20 protein-coding genes and 1 pseudogene are annotated in these 23,243 nt (G+C 72.9%); 13 read left to right on the forward strand and 8 right to left on the reverse strand.

Annotation, left to right across the window (positions count from 1 at the left end; translation table 11 throughout):
* Positions 1 to 111 precede the first annotated feature (111 nt).
* Positions 112 to 1,023, reverse strand: coding sequence for a LysR family transcriptional regulator (locus tag C3486_RS31790; RefSeq protein ID WP_103836329.1), 912 nt, complete (start codon positions 1,021 to 1,023; stop codon positions 112 to 114).
* A 333-nt stretch (positions 1,024 to 1,356) separates the two neighbouring features.
* Between C3486_RS31790 and C3486_RS31795 the strand changes: the two genes are divergently transcribed.
* From C3486_RS31795 to C3486_RS31805, 3 genes are read left to right on the forward strand one after another with little or no spacing between them, the layout of a single operon-like run.
* Positions 1,357 to 3,087: an amidohydrolase gene (locus tag C3486_RS31795; RefSeq protein ID WP_258053115.1), complete on the forward strand. Its 1,731-nt coding sequence runs from the start codon at positions 1,357 to 1,359 to the stop codon at positions 3,085 to 3,087.
* A 56-nt stretch (positions 3,088 to 3,143) separates the two neighbouring features.
* On the forward strand, positions 3,144 to 4,673 hold the full coding sequence (locus C3486_RS31800) for an aldehyde dehydrogenase (protein ID WP_103836331.1): 1,530 nt from the start codon (positions 3,144 to 3,146) through the stop codon (positions 4,671 to 4,673).
* A complete protein-coding gene (locus tag C3486_RS31805; RefSeq protein ID WP_258053116.1) occupies positions 4,670 to 5,431 on the forward strand; it encodes a gamma-glutamyl-gamma-aminobutyrate hydrolase family protein in 762 nt (253 codons plus the stop codon). Before C3486_RS31800 ends, C3486_RS31805 begins: the two co-directional genes overlap by 4 nt.
* Before the next feature lie 280 nt (positions 5,432 to 5,711).
* Here the strand turns inward: C3486_RS31805 and C3486_RS31810 are convergent.
* A pseudogene (locus C3486_RS31810) lies at positions 5,712 to 6,286 on the reverse strand (MarR family winged helix-turn-helix transcriptional regulator).
* Between the two features lie 269 nt (positions 6,287 to 6,555).
* Here C3486_RS31810 and C3486_RS31815 point away from each other — a divergent pair.
* On the forward strand, positions 6,556 to 8,040 hold the full coding sequence (locus C3486_RS31815; RefSeq protein WP_103836332.1) for an APC family permease: 1,485 nt from the start codon (positions 6,556 to 6,558) through the stop codon (positions 8,038 to 8,040).
* Positions 8,041 to 8,084: 44 nt separating this feature from the next.
* Complete coding sequence (locus C3486_RS31820) at positions 8,085 to 9,200, forward strand: MBL fold metallo-hydrolase (RefSeq protein WP_103836333.1); 1,116 nt, start codon at positions 8,085 to 8,087, stop codon at positions 9,198 to 9,200.
* Positions 9,201 to 9,253: 53 nt separating this feature from the next.
* Here C3486_RS31820 and dusB read toward each other — a convergent pair whose 3' ends face one another.
* The gene (gene dusB, locus C3486_RS31825) at positions 9,254 to 10,393 is read right to left on the reverse strand and encodes a tRNA dihydrouridine synthase DusB (RefSeq protein WP_103836334.1); all 1,140 of its coding nucleotides are present in this window, start codon (positions 10,391 to 10,393) and stop codon (positions 9,254 to 9,256) included.
* Between the two features lie 221 nt (positions 10,394 to 10,614).
* Here dusB and C3486_RS31830 point away from each other — a divergent pair, with 221 nt between their 5' ends.
* On the forward strand, positions 10,615 to 12,081 hold the full coding sequence (locus C3486_RS31830; RefSeq protein WP_103836335.1) for an MFS transporter: 1,467 nt from the start codon (positions 10,615 to 10,617) through the stop codon (positions 12,079 to 12,081).
* A gap of 103 nt (positions 12,082 to 12,184) precedes the next feature.
* On the opposite strand, the gene C3486_RS31835 is transcribed toward C3486_RS31830, so the two are convergent.
* Positions 12,185 to 13,078 carry a helix-turn-helix transcriptional regulator gene (locus C3486_RS31835; RefSeq protein WP_103836336.1) on the reverse strand — a complete coding sequence of 298 codons (894 nt, stop codon included), beginning with the start codon at positions 13,076 to 13,078 and terminating at the stop codon, positions 12,185 to 12,187.
* 100 nt (positions 13,079 to 13,178) lie between these two features.
* Between C3486_RS31835 and C3486_RS31840 the strand changes: the two genes are divergently transcribed.
* From C3486_RS31840 to C3486_RS31850, 3 genes are all read left to right on the forward strand, one after another.
* Positions 13,179 to 14,669, forward strand: coding sequence for an MFS transporter (locus C3486_RS31840; protein ID WP_103836337.1), 1,491 nt, complete (start codon positions 13,179 to 13,181; stop codon positions 14,667 to 14,669).
* Between the two features lie 173 nt (positions 14,670 to 14,842).
* Positions 14,843 to 15,847 carry an aldo/keto reductase gene (locus C3486_RS31845; RefSeq protein WP_103836338.1) on the forward strand — a complete coding sequence of 335 codons (1,005 nt, stop codon included), beginning with the start codon at positions 14,843 to 14,845 and terminating at the stop codon, positions 15,845 to 15,847.
* Positions 15,848 to 15,933: 86 nt separating this feature from the next.
* Positions 15,934 to 16,521: a TetR family transcriptional regulator gene (locus C3486_RS31850; RefSeq protein WP_103836339.1), complete on the forward strand. Its 588-nt coding sequence runs from the start codon at positions 15,934 to 15,936 to the stop codon at positions 16,519 to 16,521.
* A 30-nt stretch (positions 16,522 to 16,551) separates the two neighbouring features.
* On the opposite strand, the gene C3486_RS31855 is transcribed toward C3486_RS31850, so the two are convergent.
* Together C3486_RS31855 and C3486_RS31860 are read right to left on the reverse strand one after the other, a co-directional pair.
* A complete protein-coding gene (locus tag C3486_RS31855; protein WP_146075101.1) occupies positions 16,552 to 16,887 on the reverse strand; it encodes a hypothetical protein in 336 nt (111 codons plus the stop codon).
* A gap of 55 nt (positions 16,888 to 16,942) precedes the next feature.
* Positions 16,943 to 18,325, reverse strand: a complete 1,383-nt coding sequence (locus C3486_RS31860) for a glycine--tRNA ligase (RefSeq protein WP_103836341.1) — start codon at positions 18,323 to 18,325, stop codon at positions 16,943 to 16,945.
* 201 nt (positions 18,326 to 18,526) lie between these two features.
* Between C3486_RS31860 and C3486_RS31865 the strand changes: the two genes are divergently transcribed.
* The 4 genes from C3486_RS31865 (at position 18,527) to C3486_RS31880 (ending at position 21,731) form a co-directional block, all read left to right on the forward strand.
* A complete protein-coding gene (locus tag C3486_RS31865) occupies positions 18,527 to 19,495 on the forward strand; it encodes a metal ABC transporter substrate-binding protein (RefSeq protein WP_103836342.1) in 969 nt (322 codons plus the stop codon).
* 26 nt (positions 19,496 to 19,521) lie between these two features.
* Positions 19,522 to 20,304, forward strand: a complete 783-nt coding sequence (locus C3486_RS31870; protein ID WP_103836343.1) for a metal ABC transporter ATP-binding protein — start codon at positions 19,522 to 19,524, stop codon at positions 20,302 to 20,304.
* Between the two features lies 1 nt (position 20,305).
* Entirely contained in the window at positions 20,306 to 21,205 is a 900-nt protein-coding gene (locus C3486_RS31875; RefSeq protein ID WP_103836344.1) for a metal ABC transporter permease, read from the forward strand.
* A gap of 100 nt (positions 21,206 to 21,305) precedes the next feature.
* On the forward strand, positions 21,306 to 21,731 hold the full coding sequence (locus C3486_RS31880; protein ID WP_103836345.1) for a Fur family transcriptional regulator: 426 nt from the start codon (positions 21,306 to 21,308) through the stop codon (positions 21,729 to 21,731).
* Positions 21,732 to 21,798: 67 nt separating this feature from the next.
* Here C3486_RS31880 and C3486_RS31885 read toward each other — a convergent pair whose 3' ends face one another.
* On the reverse strand, positions 21,799 to 22,656 hold the full coding sequence (locus C3486_RS31885; protein WP_103836346.1) for an isoprenyl transferase: 858 nt from the start codon (positions 22,654 to 22,656) through the stop codon (positions 21,799 to 21,801).
* A 53-nt stretch (positions 22,657 to 22,709) separates the two neighbouring features.
* Positions 22,710 to 23,243, reverse strand: a 534-nt coding sequence (locus C3486_RS31890; RefSeq protein ID WP_103836347.1) for a DNA repair protein RecO, incomplete at its 5' end; no start/stop codon positions are given.

Below are 23,243 nucleotides of genomic sequence, written 5' to 3' on the forward strand. Positions count from 1 at the left end.
AGCAGCCTTTCGCCATCTCGGTTCGCGGGGCGGGGTCCTGTCCTGCCCGCCCCGCGTCCACCCTGGCGTTTTGTCCCTACCGCGTCCAACATCCAGTACTGATCGGATTCATCAGCGCTGGTGCTCAATGATGGCCGGGCTCTCCAGGAGGGCCTGGGCAGCGGGCGAGAGGCGGCCGCTGCGGGGCACGGCGATGCCCACGTTCCACACCGTGTCGGCGTCGAGCGGCACAGCGGCGAGCCCTCGCGCCTGGTCCTTGTGGGTGACCGGGCGGGGTACGACCGCGACGCCCATGCCCCGCGCGACCAGGTCGAGCAGCGTGTAGACGTCGTTGACCTCCATGGCCACCGTGCGGCGGGTGCCGGCGGCGGCGAACAGCGCGTCGGCGGCGCGCCGCGCGCCCCAGTCGCGGTGCAGGTCGACGAAGACCTCACCGGCCAGCGCCTGCGCGGACAGCGGTTCGCCGCCGTACGTGGCGAGCGGCTCGCCGCTGAAGACCAGCGGGTGGTCCGGGCGGCACAGCAGCATCATCGGCTCGGTCGCCAGGGGCCGGATGCGTACGCCCTCCTCGTGCCCCTCGTACACCACGAAGGCCAGGTCCAGGGTGCCGCCGCGGACCTCCTCCAGCAGGTGGGCCGAGCCGGACTGCACCATGTGGACCTCGACGCCGGGGTGGCGTCCGCGCAGGTCGGCGAGGAGAGAGACCGGGTCGACGATGCCCATGCACTGCTCGGTGCCGACGGCGAGGGTGCCGGTGAACAGGCCGCGTACGGCCGCGACCGCCTCCCGCGCCGCCGCTGCCCCGGCCAGCGTGCGGCGCGCCTCCACGAGGAAGGCGCGGCCGGCGGCGGTGAGCTGGACGCGGCGGGTGGTGCGCGTGAAGAGGTCGGCGCCGAGCTCCCGCTCCAGGGCGCGCACGGAAGCGGACAGCCCGGACTGGGCGATGTGCAGGCGTTCGGCGGCGCGCGTGAAGTGCTGCTCCTCCGACACGGCGACGAAGTGTTCGAGGTGCCTGAGTTCCACGATTAAGCACTCTAGATGCTGGGACCCCAGTGCGGTACGGGCCGGACGGGACCACTTCCGCCGGGCGGCACAGGACCTCTTCCACAGGCGGACCGGGCCGGTCCGCAGGGCTGGGCCGGCCCCCTTCCGCACCACCGGTCACGGGTACGCCCGCGGGAGCGTACGACACCGCGCCCGGGTGACGGAATCCCCCGCGCCCCCTTGCGCCGCACCCCCTGCCGCGGATTAAGTTTGACCCCAAACGACTTGCCGCGGTCCGGGCCCGGACCGACCCCGTACGCACCCGGAACGCATCCCCAACGCACCCCGACGGAAGGGCTTCCCGTGCCTCCCGTGTCCCCCGTACGTCCCGCGTCTCCCGCCCCCAGACCCGCCGACCTCGTCCTCCTCGACGGCCACGTCCTCACCCTGGACGCCGCCTTCCGCACGGCCGAGGCGGTCGCCGTGCGCGACGGCGTCATCGCCGCCACCGGGACCACCGCCGAGCTGCGCCCGCTGATCGGCCCGCGCACGGAGGTCGTCGACCTGCGCGGCGCCACCGTCCTCCCCGGCATCAACGACTCGCACCTGCACGGCTGCGCGTTCGGCGCCACCCGCCCGCCGCTCGCCGTGGACGTCTCGGCCGCCGCCGTCTCCTCGCTCGCGGACATCCGGGAGGCCGTACGAGCCCAGGCGGACCGGCAGCCGCCCGGCAGCTGGATCTTCGGCAACGGCTGGGACGTCGGCTACCTCGACGAATGCCGCGCCGATGCCACCCGCACGCCCACCCGCTGGGACCTGGACGAGGTCTCCCCCGACCACCCGGTGCTCCTGTACGAGTTCTCCGGGCACACCGCCTGGCTCAACTCCCGCGCCCTGGAGGCGGCGGGCATCACGCCGGACACCGAACCGCCGCCCGGCGGCGTCATCGAGCGGCGGGCCGACGGCGCGCTCACCGGCATCCTCCGCGAGAGCGCCCAGGAGCTGGTCAACACCGTCATCCCGGCCATGACCGACGCGGCGCGCGAGGCCGCGATCCGGGCCGCCGTCGACGTCTGCCACGCGCAGGGCATCACCAGCTTCACCGAGCCGGGGCTCGGGCCCGGCGGCAAGAGCCTCTTCCTCGGCTCCGCCGACACCGCCACGCTGAAGGTGTACGCGCGGATGGCACGCGAGGGCGAACTCCGCGCCCGCGTCAGCGTCCTGCTCCTCCCCCTCGAAATGGGCGGCGCGGCCGCCGGCCTCGCCGACCGCCTCGCGGCACTCGAAGGACTCTGCGACGGCGCCGACCCGCGGCTCCTCTCCGTACTCGGCGTCAAGCTCTTCGCCGACGGGGTGCCGCCCAGCCGTACGGCCTGGATGAGCGAGGAGTACGCGAACGGCGGCGGCCGCGGCGCCCTCTGCCTGCACGGCCACACCGACGGCCAACGCGTCGAGGAACTGGCGTCGATCGTGCGGCAGGCACACCGCATGGGGCACCAGCTCGGCGTCCACATCACCGGCGACGCCGGCATCGACGCGGTCGTGGACGCCTTCGCCGCCGCCCAGCTCGACCATCCGCGCCCGGACGCCCGCCACTACATCATCCACGGCGACTTCGCCTCGCCCCGCGCGCTCGCGACACTCGCCCGGCACGGCTGGGGCGCCAACATGAACCCCGGCGTCAAGGACACCATCGCCGACCTGATGGACGGCATCGTCGGCCCGGAACGCTCGGCGTACCAGTGGCCCGTACGCAGCGCCGTGGACGCCGGCATACCGGTCACCGCCAGCTCCGACGCGCCGATCACCTACCCCGACTGGCGCGCCGGCGTCTCCTCGATGCTGCTCCGCCGCTCCAAGGCCACCGGCCGGCCCAGCGGCCCCGACCAGTGCGTCGACCTCCGTACGGCCCTGCGCGCTTACACCACGCACGCGGCCCGCCAGGACTTCGCCGAGACCTGGAAGGGCTCCCTCGAACCCGGCAAGGCCGCCGACCTCTGCGTCCTCGACGGCGACCTCCTCCGCACGCCCGCGGAGGACATCCCCGCCCTCCCCGTCACCATGACCGTCTTCGACGGGGAGATCGTCCACACCACTCGCTGACCGCGCCGCGGCAGCACCGGCAGACAGCAACACCAGCAGACGACAAGGAGGCCGTGATGGGGCAGACGCCCGTCGTCACGCTCGACAGCAGTCACGCGGACTGGGTGCGTGCCGCCGGGAGGCTCGTGCTTCCCGTGCGGCACCGGATCGGGGGCCGGGAGGAGGACGGGTCGGGGGCGGTGTTCGACGTCGTCTCACCGCGGGACGGTACGACGCTCGCCACCGTCGCCGACGCGGGTGAGAAGGAGGTGGACCTCGCGGTCGCGGCGGCGCGGCGGGCGTTCGACTCCGGGCCGTGGCCGCGGCTCGCACCGGCCGACCGGGGCCGCGTCCTGCTGCGGATCGCCGATCTGGTCGAAGAGCACCGCTCCGGGATCGCGGCACTGATCACACTGGAGAACGGCAAACCCGTCGCCGAGTCCTACGGCGTCGAACTGCGTGCCCTGGCAGGGACGTTCCGCTGGTACGGGCAGCTCGCCAACAAGCTGCACGACGAGGTGCCGCACACCGATCCGAGCGCGCTGGCGCTGGTCACGCGCGAGCCGGCCGGCGTGGTCGGCGCCGTCGTACCGTGGAACTTCCCGCTCACGCTGGCCGCCTGGAAGATCGCCCCGGCGCTGGCCGCCGGCTGCACCGCCGTGCTCAAGCCGTCCGAGCTGACGCCCCTGTCGGCGCTGCTCCTGGGCCGGCTCGTGGACGAGGCGCTCGCCGAAGCGGGCGTGCCGCCCGGCGTGCTCAACGTCGTCGCGGGCGGTGGGCCTACCGCGGGCCGCGCGCTCGGCCTGCACCCGGACGTCGACGTACTCGCGTTCACCGGGTCCACCGCCGTGGGCCGCCACTACCTGCGGTACGCCGCCGACTCCAACCTCAAGCGGGTCTGGCTGGAGCTGGGCGGCAAGTCGCCCAACATCGTGCTGCCCGACGCGCCGGACCTGGACGCCGCTGCCGCCACCGCCGCCTGGGGCATCTTCTTCAACCAGGGCGAGATGTGCACCGCGCCCTCCCGGCTCCTCGTGCACTCCTCGGTCGCGGAGCGGGTCACCGACGCAGTCGTCGCGCGGGCCGAGGCGCTGCGGGTCGGCGATCCGCTGGACCCGGCGACGGAGATGGGCGCGCTGGCGGGCGCGGCCCGGCTGGACGCCGTGCTCGGGCATGTCGAGGCCGGGCGTGCGGCCGGGGCCCGGCTCCGTACCGGCGGCACGCCGCTCGACCCGGCGCCGGTGCCCGGCGGTACGTACTTCCGGCCGACCGTCTTCGACCGGGTCGCGCCGGACATGGCGCTCGCCCGCGAGGAGATCTTCGGCCCGGTGCTCTCCGTACTGACCTTCGACACCGTCGAGGAGGCGGTGGCGCTGGCCAACGACACCGCGTACGGCCTGGCGGCGGGCCTGTGGACCGGCGACCTCAGCACCGCGCACACCGTCTCACGCGCCCTGCGCGCCGGCACGGTCTGGGTCAACTGCTACGAGGAGGGCGACCTCACCGTCCCCTTCGGGGGCTACAAGCAGTCCGGCAACGGCCGCGACAAGTCCGCGCACGCGCTGGAGAAGTACACCGAACTCAAGACCACCTGGATCCAGCTGTGAGTACCGATGCGCGAACTGCCGCCCGGCCGCTGATCGCCCTCCCCCAGCGCTTCTCCGCCACCACCTCGGCGCTCCGGTACGAGGCCGTCGTCACCGCGCGGGCGCTGGCCGACGCGGTACTGCGGGCCGGCGGCGAGCCGTTCATGATGCACCCGCACGCGCCCGAGGGGCAGGTGGACGAGGCGGAGGTGGCGGCCCGGCTGGCGCGCTGCGACGGGGTGCTGCTGCCCGGCGGCGGGGACCTGACGCCGCGGCTGTACGAGGGGGCGGGTGCGGCGGTGCACGAGAGCGTGTACGACGTGGACGCCGAGCAGGACGCGTTCGACCTGGCGGTGGCCCGGCACGCCCTCGCGCGGGGGCTGCCCACCCTCGCCGTGTGCCGCGGGCTGCAGGTCGTCAACGTGGCCCTGGGCGGCACGCTGCGCCAGGACATGGGCGGCCCGGACCGTGAGCACCGGCACGTCGTCCACCCCGTACGGCTGACCCCCGGCTCGGCCGTGGCCCGCGCGACGGGCACCGAGCGGGTGGACGCGTCCTGCTACCACCACCAGTGCGTGGACCGCCTGGGCGACGGCCTGGTGATCACGGGCCGGGCAGCCGACGGCACGATAGAAGCCCTCGAACTCCCCGATGCCCGCGCCTGGTTCACCGCAGTCCAATGGCACCCGGAGGACACGGCCCCCAAGGACCCGCCCCAACAGGGACTGTTCGACGCGCTGGTGTCACAGGCGAGTTATCCACAGGTCTGGCGAGCATGAGGCGCACCGCCCTAATCTCGAAACGTAGTCACGCGGAGTCGCCACGAGTCGCCGCAGGGCCCACTGCAGGGAGCCTTGGCGACGCAGAGGGCCTGGCGACGCGACGCAGGGCCATTGCAACGCCACGCGCCGAAATGACTACTCCGGGGGGAGGGGGGCCCCCGGAGGGGTTTGAGGTCAGCCCCGTGTGGCGGCCCCCGAGGTGTGCGGCGCCAGCCCCGTGTGACGGCCCCCGAGGGTGCGGCGCCAGCCCCGTGTGACGGCCCCCGAGGGTGCGGCGCTAGCCCCTGGCTCGTCTGCCGCTTCGGCGGGGGTGGGGGTCTGCGCCGTTGAGGAGGTCCAGGCGGCGTTGTTCGCCGTCGGTCTCGACGCGGACGACGATCCGGCGGAGCAGGTCGGCCAGTTGGCGGGCCTCGTCGTCGCTCAGGTCGTCGGTGACGAACGCCTCCTCCGCGTTGAACTGCGGGAAGATCTCCGCCATCAGCTCCTCGCCCGCCGGGGTCAGGGAGAGCAGCGCGAGCCGGCCGTCCGTCGGGTGCCCGCTGCGCTCCATCAGGCCGCGCCCCTGGAGCGTACGGGCGACCCCCGTGAGCGTGCCCTTGGAGATGCCGGCCTCCTCGGCGACCCGCCGGGGTCTCCATCTCGCCCCCAGATCCACACCACCCACAGGACCACGAACGACGTCCAGGTCAGCTCGGCGCCGCGCAGCACGGAGTTCTCGAAGTGCTGCCGGACCGCCGCCGCTGCCCGGTAGATGTTGCCCACCGCGGCCATCTGCGCGTGCCGGATGGGCGTGTCGCCGAGCTTGGCCTGTACCGCCTTCTCCGTCTCCCTGATGGAACGGTGACCGGTCACCACAGCATCTCCTCCGAACCCTCCTGGACCCCGGCCGGGCGCCGCGCCCCTCGCCGGACCCGTGCACACCCTTGCCGGGCTTCGTTTGCGGTCGTACGATCTGCGCACCCCGCTATTCGTACGGGCTCAAACGATATCGCGGTATCCGCGACCCGCGGACTTCCGCCGTATCCGCGACCCCGCGGACTCCCCAGATCCGCTCTCGCCCGTACGCCCGCACGCCTGCGCCGTACGCACGCGTCCCATCATCCCCGCCCCAGGAGCCCGGCATGGCCATCGACCCACGCGCTCCCGCCGCCCAGCCGACGGGCACGGCACCGCCCGCGCCCCCGCAGCCCCGCATCGGCGTCCCCGGCATCGTCTTCTTCATCATCGCCGCCTCCGCGCCGCTCACCGTCGCGGCCGGCGGCATCCCGCAGTCCCTCGGCGTCACCGGCGTCCTCGGCATCCCGCTGCTCTACCTGCTCATCGCGCTGCTGCTGGCGGTCTTCAGCGCGGGCTACGCGGCGATGAGCCGGCACATCACCGGCGCCGGCGCCTTCTACGCCTACGCCGCGCACGGCATCGGCCGCACCGCGGGCGTCGGCGCCGCCTTCGTCGCACTGGTCTCCTACAACGCCATGCAGGTCGGCATCGCCGGACTCTTCGGCGCCACCACCGCCGACTTCCTCGAGGCCCGCACCGGCCTGGACATCCCCTGGTGGGTGCTGGTGCTGGCCGCTGCGGCCGTGGTCGGCGCGCTGGGCTACCGGCGGATCGACGTGGGCGCCAAGGTACTCGCCGTCCTCATCGTCATCGAGTCCGGCACCGTAGTGGTCTTCGACGTCGCCGCCTTCGGCCACGCGCCGCAGGGCGTCTCGCTCACCCCGCTGAGCTGGCACGCCGCCACCGACGGCGCGCTCGGCGTCGCGCTCTGCTGCATCTTCGCCGCCTTCATGGGCTTCGAGTCGGCGGCGCTGTACGGCGAGGAGTGCAAGGACCCGCGGCGGACCGTCGGGCGCGCGACCTATACCGCGGTCGCGCTCATCGGCCTCTTCTACGCCGTCACCGCCTGGGCGATGATCAGCGGCGCCGGGAACGGGCGCGCGGTGCGGTACGCCGCCGCGCACGGCCCGGAGATGATGTTCGCGCTGGGCACGGTCAGCCTCGGTCCGCTCTTCTCCGACCTCGCGCAACTCTTCCTGATCACCTCCCTGCTCGCCGCGCTGCTCTCCTTCCACAACGCGGTGGCCCGCTACGTGCGTTCCCTCGGCCGGGAGGGCGTACTGCCGCACGGGCTCGGCGCACTGCATCCCCGGTACGCCTCCCCCGCGCGCGGCTCGCTCGTACAGACCGCGGTGACGGTCGCCGTGACCGTCCTCTTCGCGCTGGCCGGGCGCGACCCGGTGGACGACGTCTTCACCTGGCTCACCAACCTCGGCGCGCTGGGCGTCATCCTGCTGCTGCTCGTCACGTCGGTGGCGGTGATCTGCTACTTCGCGCGCCGCGCCGGCAGCAGCACGGGCGAGGGACTGTGGCAGCGGCTGGTCGCGCCCGCACTCTCCGCCGTGGCCCTCGCGGTGATCTTCTACCTCGCGCTCACCAACTTCAGCGTCCAGCTGGGCGTCGGCCCCGGCAATCCGCTGCGCTGGATCCTGCCCTGCCTGGTCCTGGCCGCCGCCGTCCTGGGCCTCGCCTGGGCCTGCTTCCTGCGCGTCGCCCGCCCCGCCGCGTACGCCGCCATCGGCACCTGCGCGACCGACGACGCCCCCTGATCCCCGGTCACCGCACCGCCCCGCCCCCGTCCCGAGGAGCCGCCATGCCCGAACAGCCCGTCTCCCGCCGCCGTCTGCTCGCCGCCACCGGCGCCGCCACGCTCGCCGGCGGCACCGCGGCCCTGGGAGCGGCGCCCGCCGCTTCCGCCGCGCCCCGCGTGCGCCCGCTCGACGGCCCCCGCCTCGTCCTGCTCGGTACGTCGGCGGGCCCGCCCCCGGAGGCGTCCCGGCGCGGCATCGCCAGCGCGCTCGTCGTGGACGGCCGTACGTACGTGATCGACTGCGGGCGTTCGGCCGTGACGCAGTACGGGCTGGCCGGGCTGAAGCTGGCCGTCCTGAAGTCGATCTTCCTGACCCATCTGCACGCGGACCACATCGCCGACTACTACAACTTCTTCCTGCTCGGCGCGCAGCTCTCCAACGACGAGGACGACCTGATCACGAAGCCGGTGGACGTGTACGGGCCGGGTCCGGCCGGTGCCTTGCCGCCCGCCTTCGACAACGACGACCCGCCGGTCGTCGCCCCGCACCACCCCACGCCCGGCCTGAAGCGGCTGACGGAGAAGCAGATCGAGGCGTTCGCGTACAGCACCAATGTCTTCATCCGGGACTCCGGCATCGCCGATCCCCGCACGCTGATCCGCACCCATGAGATCGAGCTGCCGGAGGGTACGGGCGCGCATCCGCTCGGCCCGACCGCGCCGCCGATGGAGCCCTTCGAGGTGACGGACGACGGAACGGTGCGGGTGACGGCGATCCTGGTGGACCACGGGCCGGTGTTCCCGTCGTACGCGTTCCGCTTCGACACGGCGCACGGGTCGGTGGTGTTCTCCGGCGACACGGTGCGGCACGACAACGTCGTACGCCTCGCCCGCGGCGCCGACCTCCTGGTGCACGAGGTGATGGACGCGGACTTCTACCGCGCGGCCGGGCTGCCGCCCGCGTACCTGGACCACATGCTGCAGTCGCACACCGACGTCACGGAGGTCGGCCCGCTCGCCGAGGCCGCGGGCGTGGACACCCTGGTCCTCAGCCACATCTGCCCCTCCGACCCCAGGGACGTCTCCTCGGCGGAGTGGCGCCGCCGCGCGGGCAAGGGCTTCTCCGGCCGGGTGATCGCGGGCGAGGACCTGCAGCAGATCCCGCTGGGGCGGCGGTAGGCGCAGCAGCGGCAGGCGCGGCGGCGGTGGGCACGGCGGTGCGGCCGGGCCGGTCAGCCGCCCGACGTGTCCAGTTCCGCGTCCGCGGTGACGCCCGCGCAGTCGTACGGATCGTCCAGCCAGCCGTCCGGGAGGACGACCTTGTTGCGGCCCGAGGTGCGGCCGCGGGGACCGTCGGCGCCGGCCGGCCAGGGCTGGTCGAGGTCGAGCGCGGAGAGGTGCTCGGAGAGCTCTTCCAGCGAGGAGGAGACGGCGAGCTTGCGGCGCATCTCGGAGCCGACCGAGAAGCCCTTGGTGTACCAGGCCACGTGCTTGCGGAAGTCGATCACGCCGCGGGCCTCGTCGCCCAGCCACTCGCCGAGGAGGGTGGCGTGCCGGAGCATGACGTCCGCGACCTCCTTCATGGTGGGCCGGGCGTAGTCCTCGGGGCGGCCCTCGAAGGCGGCCACCAGGTCGCCGAAGAGCCACGGGCGGCCGAGGCAGCCGCGGCCCACGACGACGCCGTCGCAGCCGGTCTCGCGCATCATCCGTACCGCGTCGTCGGCGGACCAGATGTCGCCGTTGCCGAGCACGGGGATGTCGCTGACCGCGCCGACGTGCTCCTTCAGGCGCGCGATGGCGTCCCAGTCGGCGGTGCCGCCGTAGTGCTGGGCGGCGGTGCGGCCGTGCAGCGCGACCGCCGTCACGCCCTCCTCGACGGCGATCCGGCCCGCGTCGAGGTAGGTGATGTGGTCGTCGTCGATGCCCTTGCGCATCTTGATCGTGACCGGCAGCGATCCGGCGTTGCCGACCGCCTCGCGGAGGATCGAGCGGAGCAGGTTGCGCTTGTACGGGAGGGCCGAGCCGCCGCCCTTGCGGGTCACCTTCGGGACCGGGCAGCCGAAGTTCAGGTCGATGTGGTCGGCCAGGTCCTCGTCCGCGATCATGCGGACGGCCTTGCCGACGGTGTCCGGGTCGACGCCGTACAGCTGGATCGAGCGGGGCTTCTCGCTCGCGTCGAAGTGGATCAGCTGCATGGTCTTCTCGTTGCGCTCGACCAGCGCCCGCGTGGTGATCATCTCGCTGACGAAGAGGCCCTTGCCGCCCGAGAACTCCCGGCACAGGGTCCGGAAGGGGGCGTTGGTGATCCCGGCCATCGGCGCGAGGACCACCGGGGGCTGCACGCTGTGCGGGCCGATCTGCAGCGAGGACATGTGAGCGGATTCCTTCGACGGTTACGCGGACGAGTGCGGTCTCCCATTGTCGCGCACCCCGCGAGCGGGTCGGCCCGGCGGCCGACCGCGCCCCGCCGGGGGCGCGGGGAACCGCGCGACCAGCCACGACGGCGCGCGGTCGGCAACGGCGGCAACGGCTGCGGCGGGCCGCCGCTCGCAGCCGTCCGGCCGCGCACAGGGAATCGTTGTAACGTTCAAGCATGCCCGAGCTCCCCCACCGGCGGCGGATGCTGGTGCTGGCGATCTGCTGCATGAGCCTGCTGATCGTCAGCCTGGACAACACCGTCCTGAACGTCGCCCTGCCCTCGCTCCGCGCCGACCTGCACGCCTCCGTCTCCGGCATGCAGTGGACGATCGACGCCTACACGCTCGTCCTCGCGTCGCTGCTGATGCTGGCCGGCTCGACCGCGGACCGGCTGGGCCGCCGCCGGGTCTTCCAGGCCGGGCTGGTCGTCTTCACCCTCGGGTCGCTGCTGTGCAGCCTGGCGCCGAGCCTGCCGTGGCTGGTGGCGTTCCGGATGGTGCAGGCGGTGGGCGGCTCGATGCTCAACCCCGTGGCGATGTCGATCATCACCAACACCTTCACCGAGCCGCGCGAGCGGGCCCGGGCGATCGGCGTGTGGGGCGGCGTTGTCGGGCTCAGCATGGCCGCCGGGCCGGTGGTCGGCGGGCTGCTCGTGGAGGCCGTCGACTGGCGGGCGATCTTCTGGATCAACATCCCCATCGGCCTGCTCGCGCTCTTCCTGACCATGCGCTACGTCCCGCACTCCCGCGCGCCCCACCCGCGCCGCCCCGACCCCGTGGGCCAGCTGCTGGTCATCGTGCTGCTGGGGTCGCTGACGTACGCGATCATCGAAGCGCCCGACGCGGGCTGGGGCTCGCCGCTGATCCTGGGCTGCACGGCGCTTGCCGTGCTGTCCCTCGTCGCGCTGATCGGTTACGAGCGGCGGCGCACCGAGCCGCTGATCGAGCTGCGCTTCTTCCGCAGCGCCCCGTTCAGCGGCGCGACCGTGATAGCCGTGAGCGCCTTCGCCGCGCTCGGCGGCTTCCTCTTCGTCAACACGCTCTACCTCCAGGACGTGCGCGGCCTGTCGGCGCTGCACGCGGGCCTGTACATGCTGCCGATGGCGGCGATGACGCTGGTCTTCGCGCCGCTGTCCGGGCGGCTGGTGGGAGCGCGGGGGCCCCGGCTGCCGCTGCTGCTGGCCGGTACCGGGATGGTGATCAGCGGCGTCCTCTTCGCGGGCTTCGAGGCGGAGGCGAGTACGCCGCTGCTGTTCACCGGTTACGTGCTCTTCGGCATCGGCTTCGGCCTGGTCAACGCGCCGATCACCAACACCGCCGTGTCCGGGATGCCGCGGGCGCAGGCCGGGGTCGCGGCCGCCGTGGCCTCCACCAGCCGCCAGGTGGGCCAGTCGCTGGGCGTGGCCGTGATCGGGGCGGTGCTGGCGAGCGGCGCCGGTGCCGCGGCCGCCACCGACCGCTTCGCCGAGGCCAGCCGCCCAGCCTGGTGGATCATCACCGGCTGCGGTGTCGTGGTGTTCGCGGTCGGCGCGCTGACCAGCGGCCGCTGGGCCCGCGAGACGGCCCGCCGGGCCGCCCGCCGGCTGGACGACGGCCCGGCCCCGGTGGGCGACCGGCCGGCGGGCAGCCGCCAGACCAGCTGACCGGCTAGCGGAAGCCGCCAGAGCAGCCGACCGGCCGAGCGGCCCCGGCTGACCCGCGCTCCGGCGGGCGGCCGTCAGAGCAGCTGAAAGCCTGGTCCAGCGGCTACCCGCCGGCCGCCTCCCCGCTCTCCCCCGCCTCCGCCAGCTCCTGGAGCCGGACCAGCCGTTCCCGTGAGACCTCGTCCCGCGGGGTGTACACCGTCACCCGGAAGCCCTCACGGGCGCCGAGGTAGAGCGGGGTGTTGCTCACCCGCACCAGCCCCACGTCCGCGTTGTCGAAGGTCTTGGTCTTCGCGCGGGCGCACAGCACCTCGTGCCGCTCCCAGATCTCGCGGAACTCCGGCGAGGCCCGCTGGAGCCGCTTGAGCAGCGCCTTCCACGCGGGCTCCGCGACGTGCTCGGCCATCGCCGCGCGGAAGCGGGCCGTCATCTGGCTCATCGTCTCGTCCAGGTGCGGCACGGCGGCCCGCCACCCGGGGTGCGTGAAGGTGAGCCACAGGCAGTTGCGGTCCTGCGGCTCCAGCGCGTCGAGGTCGGTCAGCAGCCGCCCGTACGTGCGGTTGTACGCGAGGATGTCGTACCGGCGGTTCTGCACGCACGCCGGGAACGGCTCCAGCTGCGCGAGCACCTGCCGCAGCTCCGGCGAGACCACCGCGCATTCGCCGCCCGGCGCCGGATCGGCGGTGCCGGCGAGCGCGAAGAGGTGCGCGCGCTCGCTGGCGTCCAGCAGCAGCGCCCGTGCGACCGCGTCCAGCACCTGCGCCGAGACGTGGATGTCCCTGGCCTGTTCGAGCCAGGTGTACCAGGTGACTCCGACGGCGGCGAGCTGTGCGACCTCCTCGCGGCGCAGCCCGGGCGTGCGGCGGCGGGGGCCGCGCGGCAGGCCGACCCGCTCGGGCGGGATGCGTTCGCGGCGGCTGCGCAGGAACGCGGCCAGCTCGTGCCGGCGCACGTCGGCGGCGCTGCGGGCGGGCGCTGAGGTCGCGGTGACGTTCATGCTCCCAGCGTGGCGCACCGCGGAGCCGGTTGCCAGGTGGTGCCCGTACCAGGATGAGCACACTCTGGTACCCGGCTGAGCGTTCCCGGATCGTCGCAGTGTGACCACCACGACGACGACTACGACGACCCGCACGACGACCTCCTCGACGGGCACCCAGGGCCCGGCCGCCACCGGCCGCGGCCCGGCGCCCGGCGGGGCCCAGCCCGCCGCCCGGCTCACCGCGCTCGGCCTGGCCACCCTGCTGCTGGGCGCCGCGCTGCCCATGACCGACTTCTTCATCGTCAATGTCGCCCTGCCGTCCATCGGCCGGGACCTGCGGGCCGGGCCCGCCGTCCTGGAGATGGTCGCGGCCGCCTACGCCATGGCGTACGCCGTGCTGCTCGTCCTCGGCGGCCGGCTCGGCGACACCTACGGCCGGCGGCGGCTCTTCCTGTGGGGCGCGGCCGGCTTCGGCCTGACCTCGCTGGCCTGCGGGCTGGCGCCGGACGCCTGGACGCTGGTGGCCGCGCGCGCCGCGCAGGGCGCCGCCTCCGCCGTGATGCTGCCGCAGGTGCTGGCCACCATCCACGCGACCACGTCCAGTGCCCGGCGCGGCCGGGCGCTCGGCCTGTACGGCGCGACGGGCGGCGTCGCCGGGGTGGCCGGGCAGCTGCTCGGCGGGGTGCTGGTCGCGGCCGACCTGCTGGGCACCGGCTGGCGCGCGATCTTCCTGGTGAACGTGCCGGTGGTGGCGGCCGTGCTGCTGCTGGGCCGGTTCTCGGTACCGGACAGCCGGGCCGCACGCCCGTCCCGGAGCGACCGGGCGGGCACCGTGCTCTTCGCGCTCGCGCTGGTCGCGCTGCTGCTGCCGCTGACCGAGGGCCGGGCGGCCGGCGGCCCGCTGTGGTCCTGGCTGCTGCTGGCCGCGGCACCCCTGCTGGCCTGGGCGTTCTACATGGTCGAGCGGCGCGCCGAGCGGGCCGGCGGGGCGCCGCTGCTGCCACCGTCGCTGCTGCGCGAGCCGGGGCTGCGGCGCGGGCTCGCGGTGGCGGTGCCGCTGTTCGCCGGATTCGGCGGCTTCATGTTCGTGATCGCCGTGGCGCTGCAGCAGGGCGTGGGGCTGTCGCCGGTGGTGGCGGGCGCCGCTGTGGTGCCGATGAGCGTGACGTACCTGGGCACGTCGGTGTGGGGGCCGCGCCTCGTGCCGCGCCTGGGCAGCCGGGTGCTGACGGCCGGTGCGCTGGTGCACGCGGTGGGGCTGGCGCTGCTCGCGGCGACCGTGCTCACCCGCTGGCCGCATCTCGGCCCGGCCTCCCTGGCGCCCGCGATGGCCGTCATCGGCGCGGGCCAGGGCTTCCAGCTGCCGACGTACTTCCGGGTCATGCTGGCGGCCGTGCCGCCGGAGCGGGCGGGCGCGGGCAGCGGCCTCTCGGTCACGGCCCAGCAGACCTGCCTGGCGCTCGGCGTCGCGACGATCGGCTCGGTGTACCTGGGCCTCGTGCCGTCGGCGGGTGTCAGGGGCGCGCTGCTGGCCGCGCTCGCCGTGCAGTTCGCGGGCCTGCTGGCGATGACGGGACTGTCGCTGCGCCTGCCCCGCGCCCTGTCCTGAGGCACCGACACGACCGGACGACGAAACGGGCCGGGCGCTGCGCGAGCGGCCGGCCGCGGGACCGGCCCACCACGCGACCGGGCGGCTGCGCGAGCGGCCGGGATGCGCGCCACACCTACGCATGACAGCTGACAGCTATTGAAATCTGTCAGCTGTCATGCGACGGTGGCACCATGCAGACGCGCACACTCGGCACCACCGGCCCCCAGACCTCCGCCCTCGGCCTCGGCTGCATGGGCATGTCCGCGCTCTACGGCGACACCGACCGCACCGAGTCGATCGCCACCATTCACGCGGCACTGGACGCCGGGATCACCCTCCTGGACACCGGCGACTTCTACGGCATGGGCCACAACGAACTGCTCATCAACGAAGCGCTGCGCAGCGCGCCGGCCCACGCCCGCGAGAACGTCCTGACCAGCGTGAAGTTCGGCGCCCTGCGCACGGTCGAAGGCGCCTTCACCGGCTACGACGGCCGTCCGGACGCGGTGAAGAACTTCGCCGCGTACTCCCTCCAGCGCCTCGGCACCGACCACATCGACATCTACCGCATCGCCCGCCTGGACCCCGACGTACCGGTCGAGGAGACCGTCGGCGCCATCGCCGAGCTGGTCGAGGCCGGACACGTACGCCACATCGGCCTGTCCGAGGTGGGCGCGGAGACGCTGCGCCGGGCGGCGGCCGTTGCCCCGATTTCCGACCTCCAGATCGAGTACTCCCTGATCTCGCGCGGCATCGAGGAGGAGATCCTGCCCACGGCCCGCGAGCTGGGCATCGGGATCACCGCGTACGGCGTGCTCTCCCGCGGCCTGATCAGCGGGCACTTCGGCCGGGACCGGCAGCTGGCAGCGAACGACTTCCGCGGCATGAGCCCGCGCTTCCAGGGCGCCAACCTCGACCACAACCTCGGCCTGGTCGAGGCCCTGCGGGAGATCGCGGAGCGGAAGGGCGTCTCGGTCGCGCAGACCGCGATCGCCTGGGTGCTCGCGCGCGGCGAGGACATCGTCCCGCTGGTCGGCGCCCGCACCCGCGAGCGGCTGTCCGAGGCGCTGGGCGCACTGGACGTCACGCTGGACGACGGCGACCTGGCAGCGATCGAGCGGGCGGTGCCGCCGGGCGCCGCGGCGGGCGACCGGTACCCGGCGAACCAGATGGCGCACCTGGACAGCGAGCGCTGACCGCTGCCGGCGGCGACCGGCGCGTCGGATACCGTCCGTAGCACGGCACCCCGCCCGTCGCCCGACCCGGAAGGCCCGACCCTCCCATGCCGCCTGAGCCGCTGACCCGCGAACGCATCCTCCTGGCCACCGAGGAGGTGCTGCGCAGGCACGGCCAGGCCAAGGCCACGGTGGTGGACGTGGCACGGGCGCTGGGCGTCAGCCACGGCAGCGTCTACCGCCACTTCCCCACCAAGGCCGCGCTGCGCGAGGCGGTCACGGGCCGATGGCTGGACCGTACGACCGGCGAGCTCGACGGGATCGCGCAGGACGCCGCGGTCCCGCCCGCCGAGCGGCTGACGCGGTGGCTGGACGCGCTCTTCGCCGCGAAGCGGCGGAAGGCGGGCGACGACCCCGAGCTCTTCGCGACGTACCTGGTCCTGACGTCGGAGGCGGCCGGGGTGGTGGACGCCCACATCGGCGTACTGGTCCGGCAGCTCACCCGGATCGTCGCGGACGGCATCGCGCAGGGGACGTTCGCGGCCGCCCCGGACGCGGAGACCACGGCACGTGCCGTCTTCGACGCCACCGCGCGCTTCCACGACCCGTGCCACGCCGGGGAGTGGCAACGGCCCGCGATCGAGGACGAGTTCGCGGCGGTGTGCGACCTGGTCCTGCGCGGACTGCGGGCCTGAGCCGCGCGGGACGGCGGCGGCGCCCGGTCCTCAGCGCATGATCTGCACCACGGCCACCAGCACGATGACGAGCAGCAGGAGGACCGGGCCGACGATGCGCCGGGACCGGCTCCAGCCCTCGTCCGCGCTGCCGGTGAAGCCCCGGTCGGCGCCGTGCGCCTGGGCCAGGTGCGCCTGGACCGTCTCCTGGCCGCCCTGGAACATCCGGGGCGTCTCGTCCCAGTCGCAGTGCGTGCACAGCATGAAGTCCCGGAACGGCTCGTACCGGAAGTCCCGCTGCACCTCGACGGAGAAGGCCCGCCCGTCGGCGTCGGTGGCGGAGTACCGGTGAATGACCGGCCCGACCTGCATTGTCCTCCCCCTCATGCGAGTTCCCCGCGCCCGTCGGGGGCGCGGGGAACCGTGCGATCGGTCCGCTGCGTCAGCAGCCCAGCAGACGCCCGCCCAGGTAGGCCTGGATCTGGTCCAGGGACACCCGCTCCTGCTTCATCGTGTCGCGCTCGCGCACGGTGACCGCGTTGTCGTCCAGGGTGTCGAAGTCGACGGTGACGCAGAACGGCGTGCCGATCTCGTCCTGGCGGCGGTAGCGGCGGCCGATGGCGCCCGCGTCGTCGAACTCGATGTTCCAGTGCTTGCGCAGGTCCGCCGCGAGGCCCTTGGCCTTCGGGGACAGCTGCGGGTTCCGGGACAGCGGCAGGACGGCGACCTTGACCGGCGACAGGCGCGGGTCAAGGCGCAGCACGGTGCGCTTCTCCATCTTGCCCTTGGCGTTGGGCGCCTCGTCCTCGATGTACGCGTCGAGCATGAAGGCGAGCATCGCCCGGCCGACGCCGGCCGCGGGCTCGATGACGTACGGGGTGTAGCGCTCGCCGGCCTCCTGGTCGAAGTACGACAGGTCCTGGCCGGACGCCTTGGAGTGCGAGGAGAGGTCGTAGTCGGTGCGGTTGGCGACACCCTCCAGCTCGCCCCACTCCGAGCCGCCGAACTGGAAGCGGTACTCGATGTCAGCGGTGCGCTTGGAGTAGTGGGAGAGCTTCTCCTTGGGGTGCTCGTACCACCGGATGTTCTCCTCGCGCAGGCCCAGGTCGCGGTACCAGTTCCAGCGCTGCTCCATCCAGTACTCGTGCCACGTCTCGTCCTCGCCCGGCTTGACGAAGAACTCCATCTCCATCTGCTCGAACTCGCGGGTCCGGAAGATGAAGTTGCCCGGCGTGATCTCGTTCCGGAAGGACTTGCCCATCTGGGCGATGCCGAACGGGGGCTTCTTGCGCGAGGTCTGCTGCACCTGCGCGAAGTTGGTGAAGATGCCCTGGGCGGTCTCGGGGCGGAGGTACGCGACCGAGCCGGAGTCCTGGGTCGGGCCGAGGTGCGTGGAGAGCAGGCCGGAGAACTGCTTGGGCTCGGTGAAGCCGCCCTTGTTGCCACAGTGCGGGCAGTTGATGTCGGCCATGCCGTTGGCCGGCAGGTGCCCGTGCTTGGCCTCGTAGGCCTCTTCGAGGTGGTCGGCGCGGAACCGCTTGTGGCAGGAGGTGCACTCGGTCAGCGGGTCGGTGAAGGTCGCCACGTGGCCCGACGCCACCCAGACCTCCGGGGCCAGGATGACCGACGAGTCGAGACCGACCACGTCGTCGCGGGAGGTGACCATGTTGCGCCACCACTGACGCTTGATGTTCTCCTTGAGCTCCACGCCGAGCGGACCGTAGTCCCAGGCGGCGCGCTGACCGCCGTAGATCTCACTGCACGGGTAGACGAAGCCACGGCGCTTGCTCAGGCTGACGATGGTGTCGATCTTGTCGGCGGCCACGGTGCTCTCTTCATTGCGACGACGAACGATTAATAGGAGCGGCGCCCTGGCGCCTCCTTGGGGTTGCTGGTCGGGAGACGGGCGGGCGAATGCTTCAGGTTACCGGCGGCCATGCCCCCCGGATCAAATCGGTTCCCGCCGCTGTCCCCCTCTCACCTGGTTTGTTGACAATCGTTTCCAGTCTAGTTGAAAATGACTGTCATGAACGTACGCCGTCGAATATCCGCCGCGGCCCTCGCCGGCTCCGCTGTCCTGGGCCTTCTCGCCGTCTCCGCCTGCTCCACCTCCGGTGCCGCGGGCAAGGAGGACGGCAAGCTCGCCGTGACGGCGTCCTTCTACCCGATGCAGTTCCTCGCCGAGAAGATCGGCGGCAAGCACGTCTCGGTCACCAGCCTGACCTCCCCGGGCACCGAGCCGCACGACCTGGAGCTGAGCCCCAAGCAGACCGCCCAGCTCGGCGAGTCCGACGCGATCGTCTACCTCAAGGGCGTCCAGCCCGCCGTGGACGAGGCCGTCAAGCAGTCCGGGGTCAAGCACACCGCCGACGCCGCCTCCTTCACCACCCTGGAGAGCCACGGCGCCGAGGTCGGCGGCCACGGCCATGAGGAGCACGGCCACGCGGGCCACGACCACGGCGACGAGTCCGGCCTCGACCCGCACATCTGGCTGGACCCCGTGAAGTACGCCGAGGCCGCCAAGGGCGTCGGCAAGACCTTCGCCGCCGCCGACCCCGCGCACAAGGCCGACTACGAGAAGAACACCGCGGCCCTGGTGAAGCAGCTGGACGAGCTGGACCAGGAGTACAAGGACGGCCTGAAGAACCGGAAGTCGGACACCTTCATCACCACCCACGCCGCCTTCGGCTACCTCGCCGAGCGCTACGGCCTCACCGAGGAGGCCATCAGCGGCCTGGACCCGGAGGCCACCGACGTCAGCGGCAGCCGCGTGAAGGAGCTCCAGGCGCTGGCGAAGAAGCACGACGTGCACACCGTCTTCTTCGAGACGCTGACCAGCCCCGACATGGCGAAGACGCTGGCCAAGGACGTGCACGCCAAGACGGACGTGCTCGACCCCATCGAGGGCATCACGAAGAAGTCGCGGGGCGACGACTACCTCTCGGTCATGGAGTCCAACCTCAAGGCGCTCCAGAAGGCACTGGGCGCCAAGTGACCGGCCGATCCACCGAAGGAGCTGCCATGAGCGGTACGGACGAGCCACCGGCCGTCGTCTCGCTGCGCGGCGCGCACGCCGCGCTGGGGGCCCGCCCCGTGCTGCGCGGCATCGACCTGACCGTGCGCCGCGGCGAGGTCGTCGCGCTGCTCGGCGCCAACGGCTCCGGCAAGTCCACCGCCGTCCGCGCCGTGGTCGGCCAGGTCCCGCTCAGCACCGGCGAGCTGGAGCTGTTCGGCACGCCCGCGCGCCGCTTCAAGGACTGGGCGCGGATCGGTTACGTACCGCAGCGCACCACCGCGGCCGGCGGGGTGCCCGCAACGGTCCGCGAGGTCGTGGCGGCCGGCCGGCTGGCCCGTACGAAGCTGAAGTGGCCGGGCAAGGCCGACCGCGCGGCCGTCATGGCGGCGCTGGAGCAGGTCGGGATGGCCGACCGCGCGAAGGACTCGGTCGGCGCGCTCTCCGGCGGCCAGCACCAGCGCGTGCTGATCGCCCGCGCGCTGGTCTCCGAGCCCGAGCTGCTGATCATGGACGAGCCGATGGCGGGCGTGGACCTCGCCAGCCAGGAGGTGCTGGCGCAGACGCTGCGCGCGCAGGTCGAGGCCGGCGCCACGGTCCTGCTCGTCCTGCACGAGCTGGGCCCCCTGGAGCCGCTCATCGACCGCGCCGTGGTGCTGCGGGACGGCTGCGTCGTCCACGACGGCCCGCCCCCGGAGGCCGTGGGCCAGCACGCGCTGCCCGGCCACGATCATGTACACCCGCACGCGGACGCGGCGCACGAGCCCGCCCGGACAGGACTGCTGACCTGAGATGGACATCCTCACCTACGCCTTCATGCAGCGGGCGCTGATCGCCGCGGCTCTGGTCGGCATCACCGCGCCCGCCGTCGGCATCTATCTCGTACAGCGCCGCCAGGCGATCATGGGCGACGGCATCGGCCACGTCGCGCTGACCGGCGTCGCGCTCGGCGTCCTGCTCCACACCTCGCCGGTGTGGATGGCCGTGCTGGTCGCCACGGTCGGCGCGGTGATCATGGAGCTGGTCCGGTCGTACGGCAAGACCCGCGGCGACATCGCGCTCGCCATGCTCTTCTACGGCGGCATGGCCGGCGGCGTACTGATCATCAACCTCGCGCCGGGCGGCTCGACCGCGAACCTGACCAGCTACCTCTTCGGCTCGATCACCAGCGTCTCCCCCGAGGACGTCACGGTCACCGCGATCCTCGCGGCCTTCGTCCTGGTGATCACGCTGGGGCTGCGCCGCCAGCTCTTCGCGATCTGCCAGGACGAGGAGTTCGCGCGCGTCACCGGCCTGCCCGTACGCGTACTGAACCTCCTGCTCGCGGTCACCGCCGCGGTCACCGTCACCGTCGCCATGCGCGCCGTCGGCCTGCTGCTGGTCAGCGCGCTGCTGGTGGTGCCGGTCGCGGCAGCCCAGCAGGCCACCCGCGGCTTCGCGGCGACCCTCGCCATCGCGGTGGCGATCGGCGTGCTCGTCACGCTGTCCGGTACGGCCGTGTCGTTCTACGTGGACGTGCCGCCGGGTGCGAGCATCGTGCTGCTGGCCATCGCGGTGTTCGCGGTCTTCTCGCTGGTCGCCGCGCCACTGGCGAAAAGGCGCGCGCGGGCTGCCGTACGGGACGAGCAGGGGTGCACCCTGGAGGTACCAGGTGCGCGGCCTCCCGCCGACGACGTCGGCGTGCGGGTGTAGTCGCGGGACGGTGTAAGCGTCCCACCCGGCTTCCGGTCATCACCTGGCACAATGGCCGGACGTTCCGCAGGGGGATGTTCTACGCCTAAGGGAGGCAACGGTGGCGACGAGCGCGGGATCTCCGGTGCGCGGCCGGTCGACGCGGCAGCGGGCCGCCGTGGCCGCGGCTCTCGACGAGGTCGACGAGTTCCGCAGCGCGCAGGAACTGCACGACATGCTCAAGCACCGGGGCGACTCGGTGGGGCTCACCACGGTCTACCGCACGCTCCAGTCGCTGGCCGACGCCGGCGAGGTGGACGTGCTGCGCACCAGCGAGGGCGAGGCCGTCTACCGCCGGTGCAGCACGGACGAGCACCACCACCACCTGGTGTGCCGGTCCTGCGGCAAGGCGGTCGAGGTCGACGGCCCTGCGGTGGAGAAGTGGGCCGATCAGATCGCGGCGGAGCACGGCTTCAGCGACGTCGCGCACACGATCGAGATCTTCGGCACGTGCGGCGACTGCGCGAAGGCCGCGGGAGCGTCCTGAGAGGCGCCGGAAGACGCGAAGGGCCCGGGAAGCCGCAGCGGCGGTTCCCGGGCCCTTCTGCGTCCGCTCAGCCCTGCTGCGCGGCGTCCTGCTGCTGCGCGTCACCCTGCGCGGGCGCGGTGACCTCGTTCGGCATGGCGCCGCCGAAGCGCCGGTCCCGCTTGGCGTACTCCATGCACGCGTCCCACAGGTTCCGCCGGTCGAAGTCCGGCCACAGCACGTCCTGGAAGACCATCTCCGCGTACGCGCTCTGCCAGATCAGGTAGTTCGACGTGCGCTGCTCGCCCGAGGGCCGCAGGAACATGTCCACGTCCGGCATGTCCGGGTAGTACAGGTACTTCGCGAAGGTCTTCTCGCTGACCTTCGACGGGTCCAGCCGGCCCGCCTTCACGTCCTCGGCCAGCGCCTGTGCCGCGTCCGCGATCTCCGCGCGGCCGCCGTAGTTCATGCAGAAGTACAGCGTCAGCTTGTCGTTGTCCTTGGTCTGCTCCTGCGCGACCTGCAGCTCCTTGGCCACGGACCGCCACAGCTTGGGCATCCGGCCCACCCAGCGGACCCGGATGCCGAGCGCGTCGAGCTGGTCGCGGGACTTGCGGATGAAGTCCCGGTTGAAGTTCATCAGGAAGCGCACCTCGTCCGGCGACCGCTTCCAGTTCTCGGTGGAGAAGGCGTACAGCGAGACGGCCTGCACGCCCATCTCGATCGCGCCCTGCAGCACGTCCAGCACCTGCTCGGCGCCGACCTTGTGCCCCTCGGTGCGGGGCAGCCCGCGCTCCTTGGCCCAGCGCCCGTTGCCGTCCATCACGATGGCCACGTGCTCGGGGACCAGCTCACCGGGGATCTTCGGCGGCCGCGCACCGGACGGGTGCGGCTCCGGCGCCTGGTACTCCCGCCGCGAACGGCCCAGAATCCCACGTCGTGCCATGCGTGCCACGTCTCCTAGCTCTAGAGGTCAGCTCTTGGGTGGAGCTTCGGTGGTTACTTCTCTACGTAGCGGAGCGAGCGCAGTCCCCGCTCCAGATGCCACTGCAGATACGCCGCGACCAGCCCGCTGCCCTCCCGGACGTGCCTGGCCTCGGCCGCGTCCGCCGTCCGCCAGTCCCCCGTCAGCAACGCGCTGAGCAGCGCGATCGACTCAGAGGAGGGTACGACGCTGCCGGGCACTCGGCACTCCCCGCATATCACTCCGCCCGCGCCGACCGAGAAGAACCGGTTCGGACCGGGCATTCCGCACCGTGCGCAGTCGTCGAAGCTCGGTGCGTAGCCGTTCACCGCGAGCGACCGCAGCAGGAAGGCGTCCAGCACGAGGTGCGGGAGGTGCTCCCCGTTGGCGAGCGTCCGCAGCCCGCCCACGAGGAGGAGGTACTGCTGGACCGCCGGCTCGCCCTCGTGGTCGGTGAACCGCTCCGCCGTCTCCAGCATCGCGGTCCCCGCGGTGTACCGGTCGTAGTCCCGGACGATGCCGCCACCGTACGCGGCGATCGTCTCGCTCTGCGTGCACAGCGGCAGCCC

It is taken from the genome of Streptomyces sp. Ru73 (assembly GCF_002920575.1).
Taxonomy (GTDB): domain Bacteria; phylum Actinomycetota; class Actinomycetes; order Streptomycetales; family Streptomycetaceae; genus Streptomyces.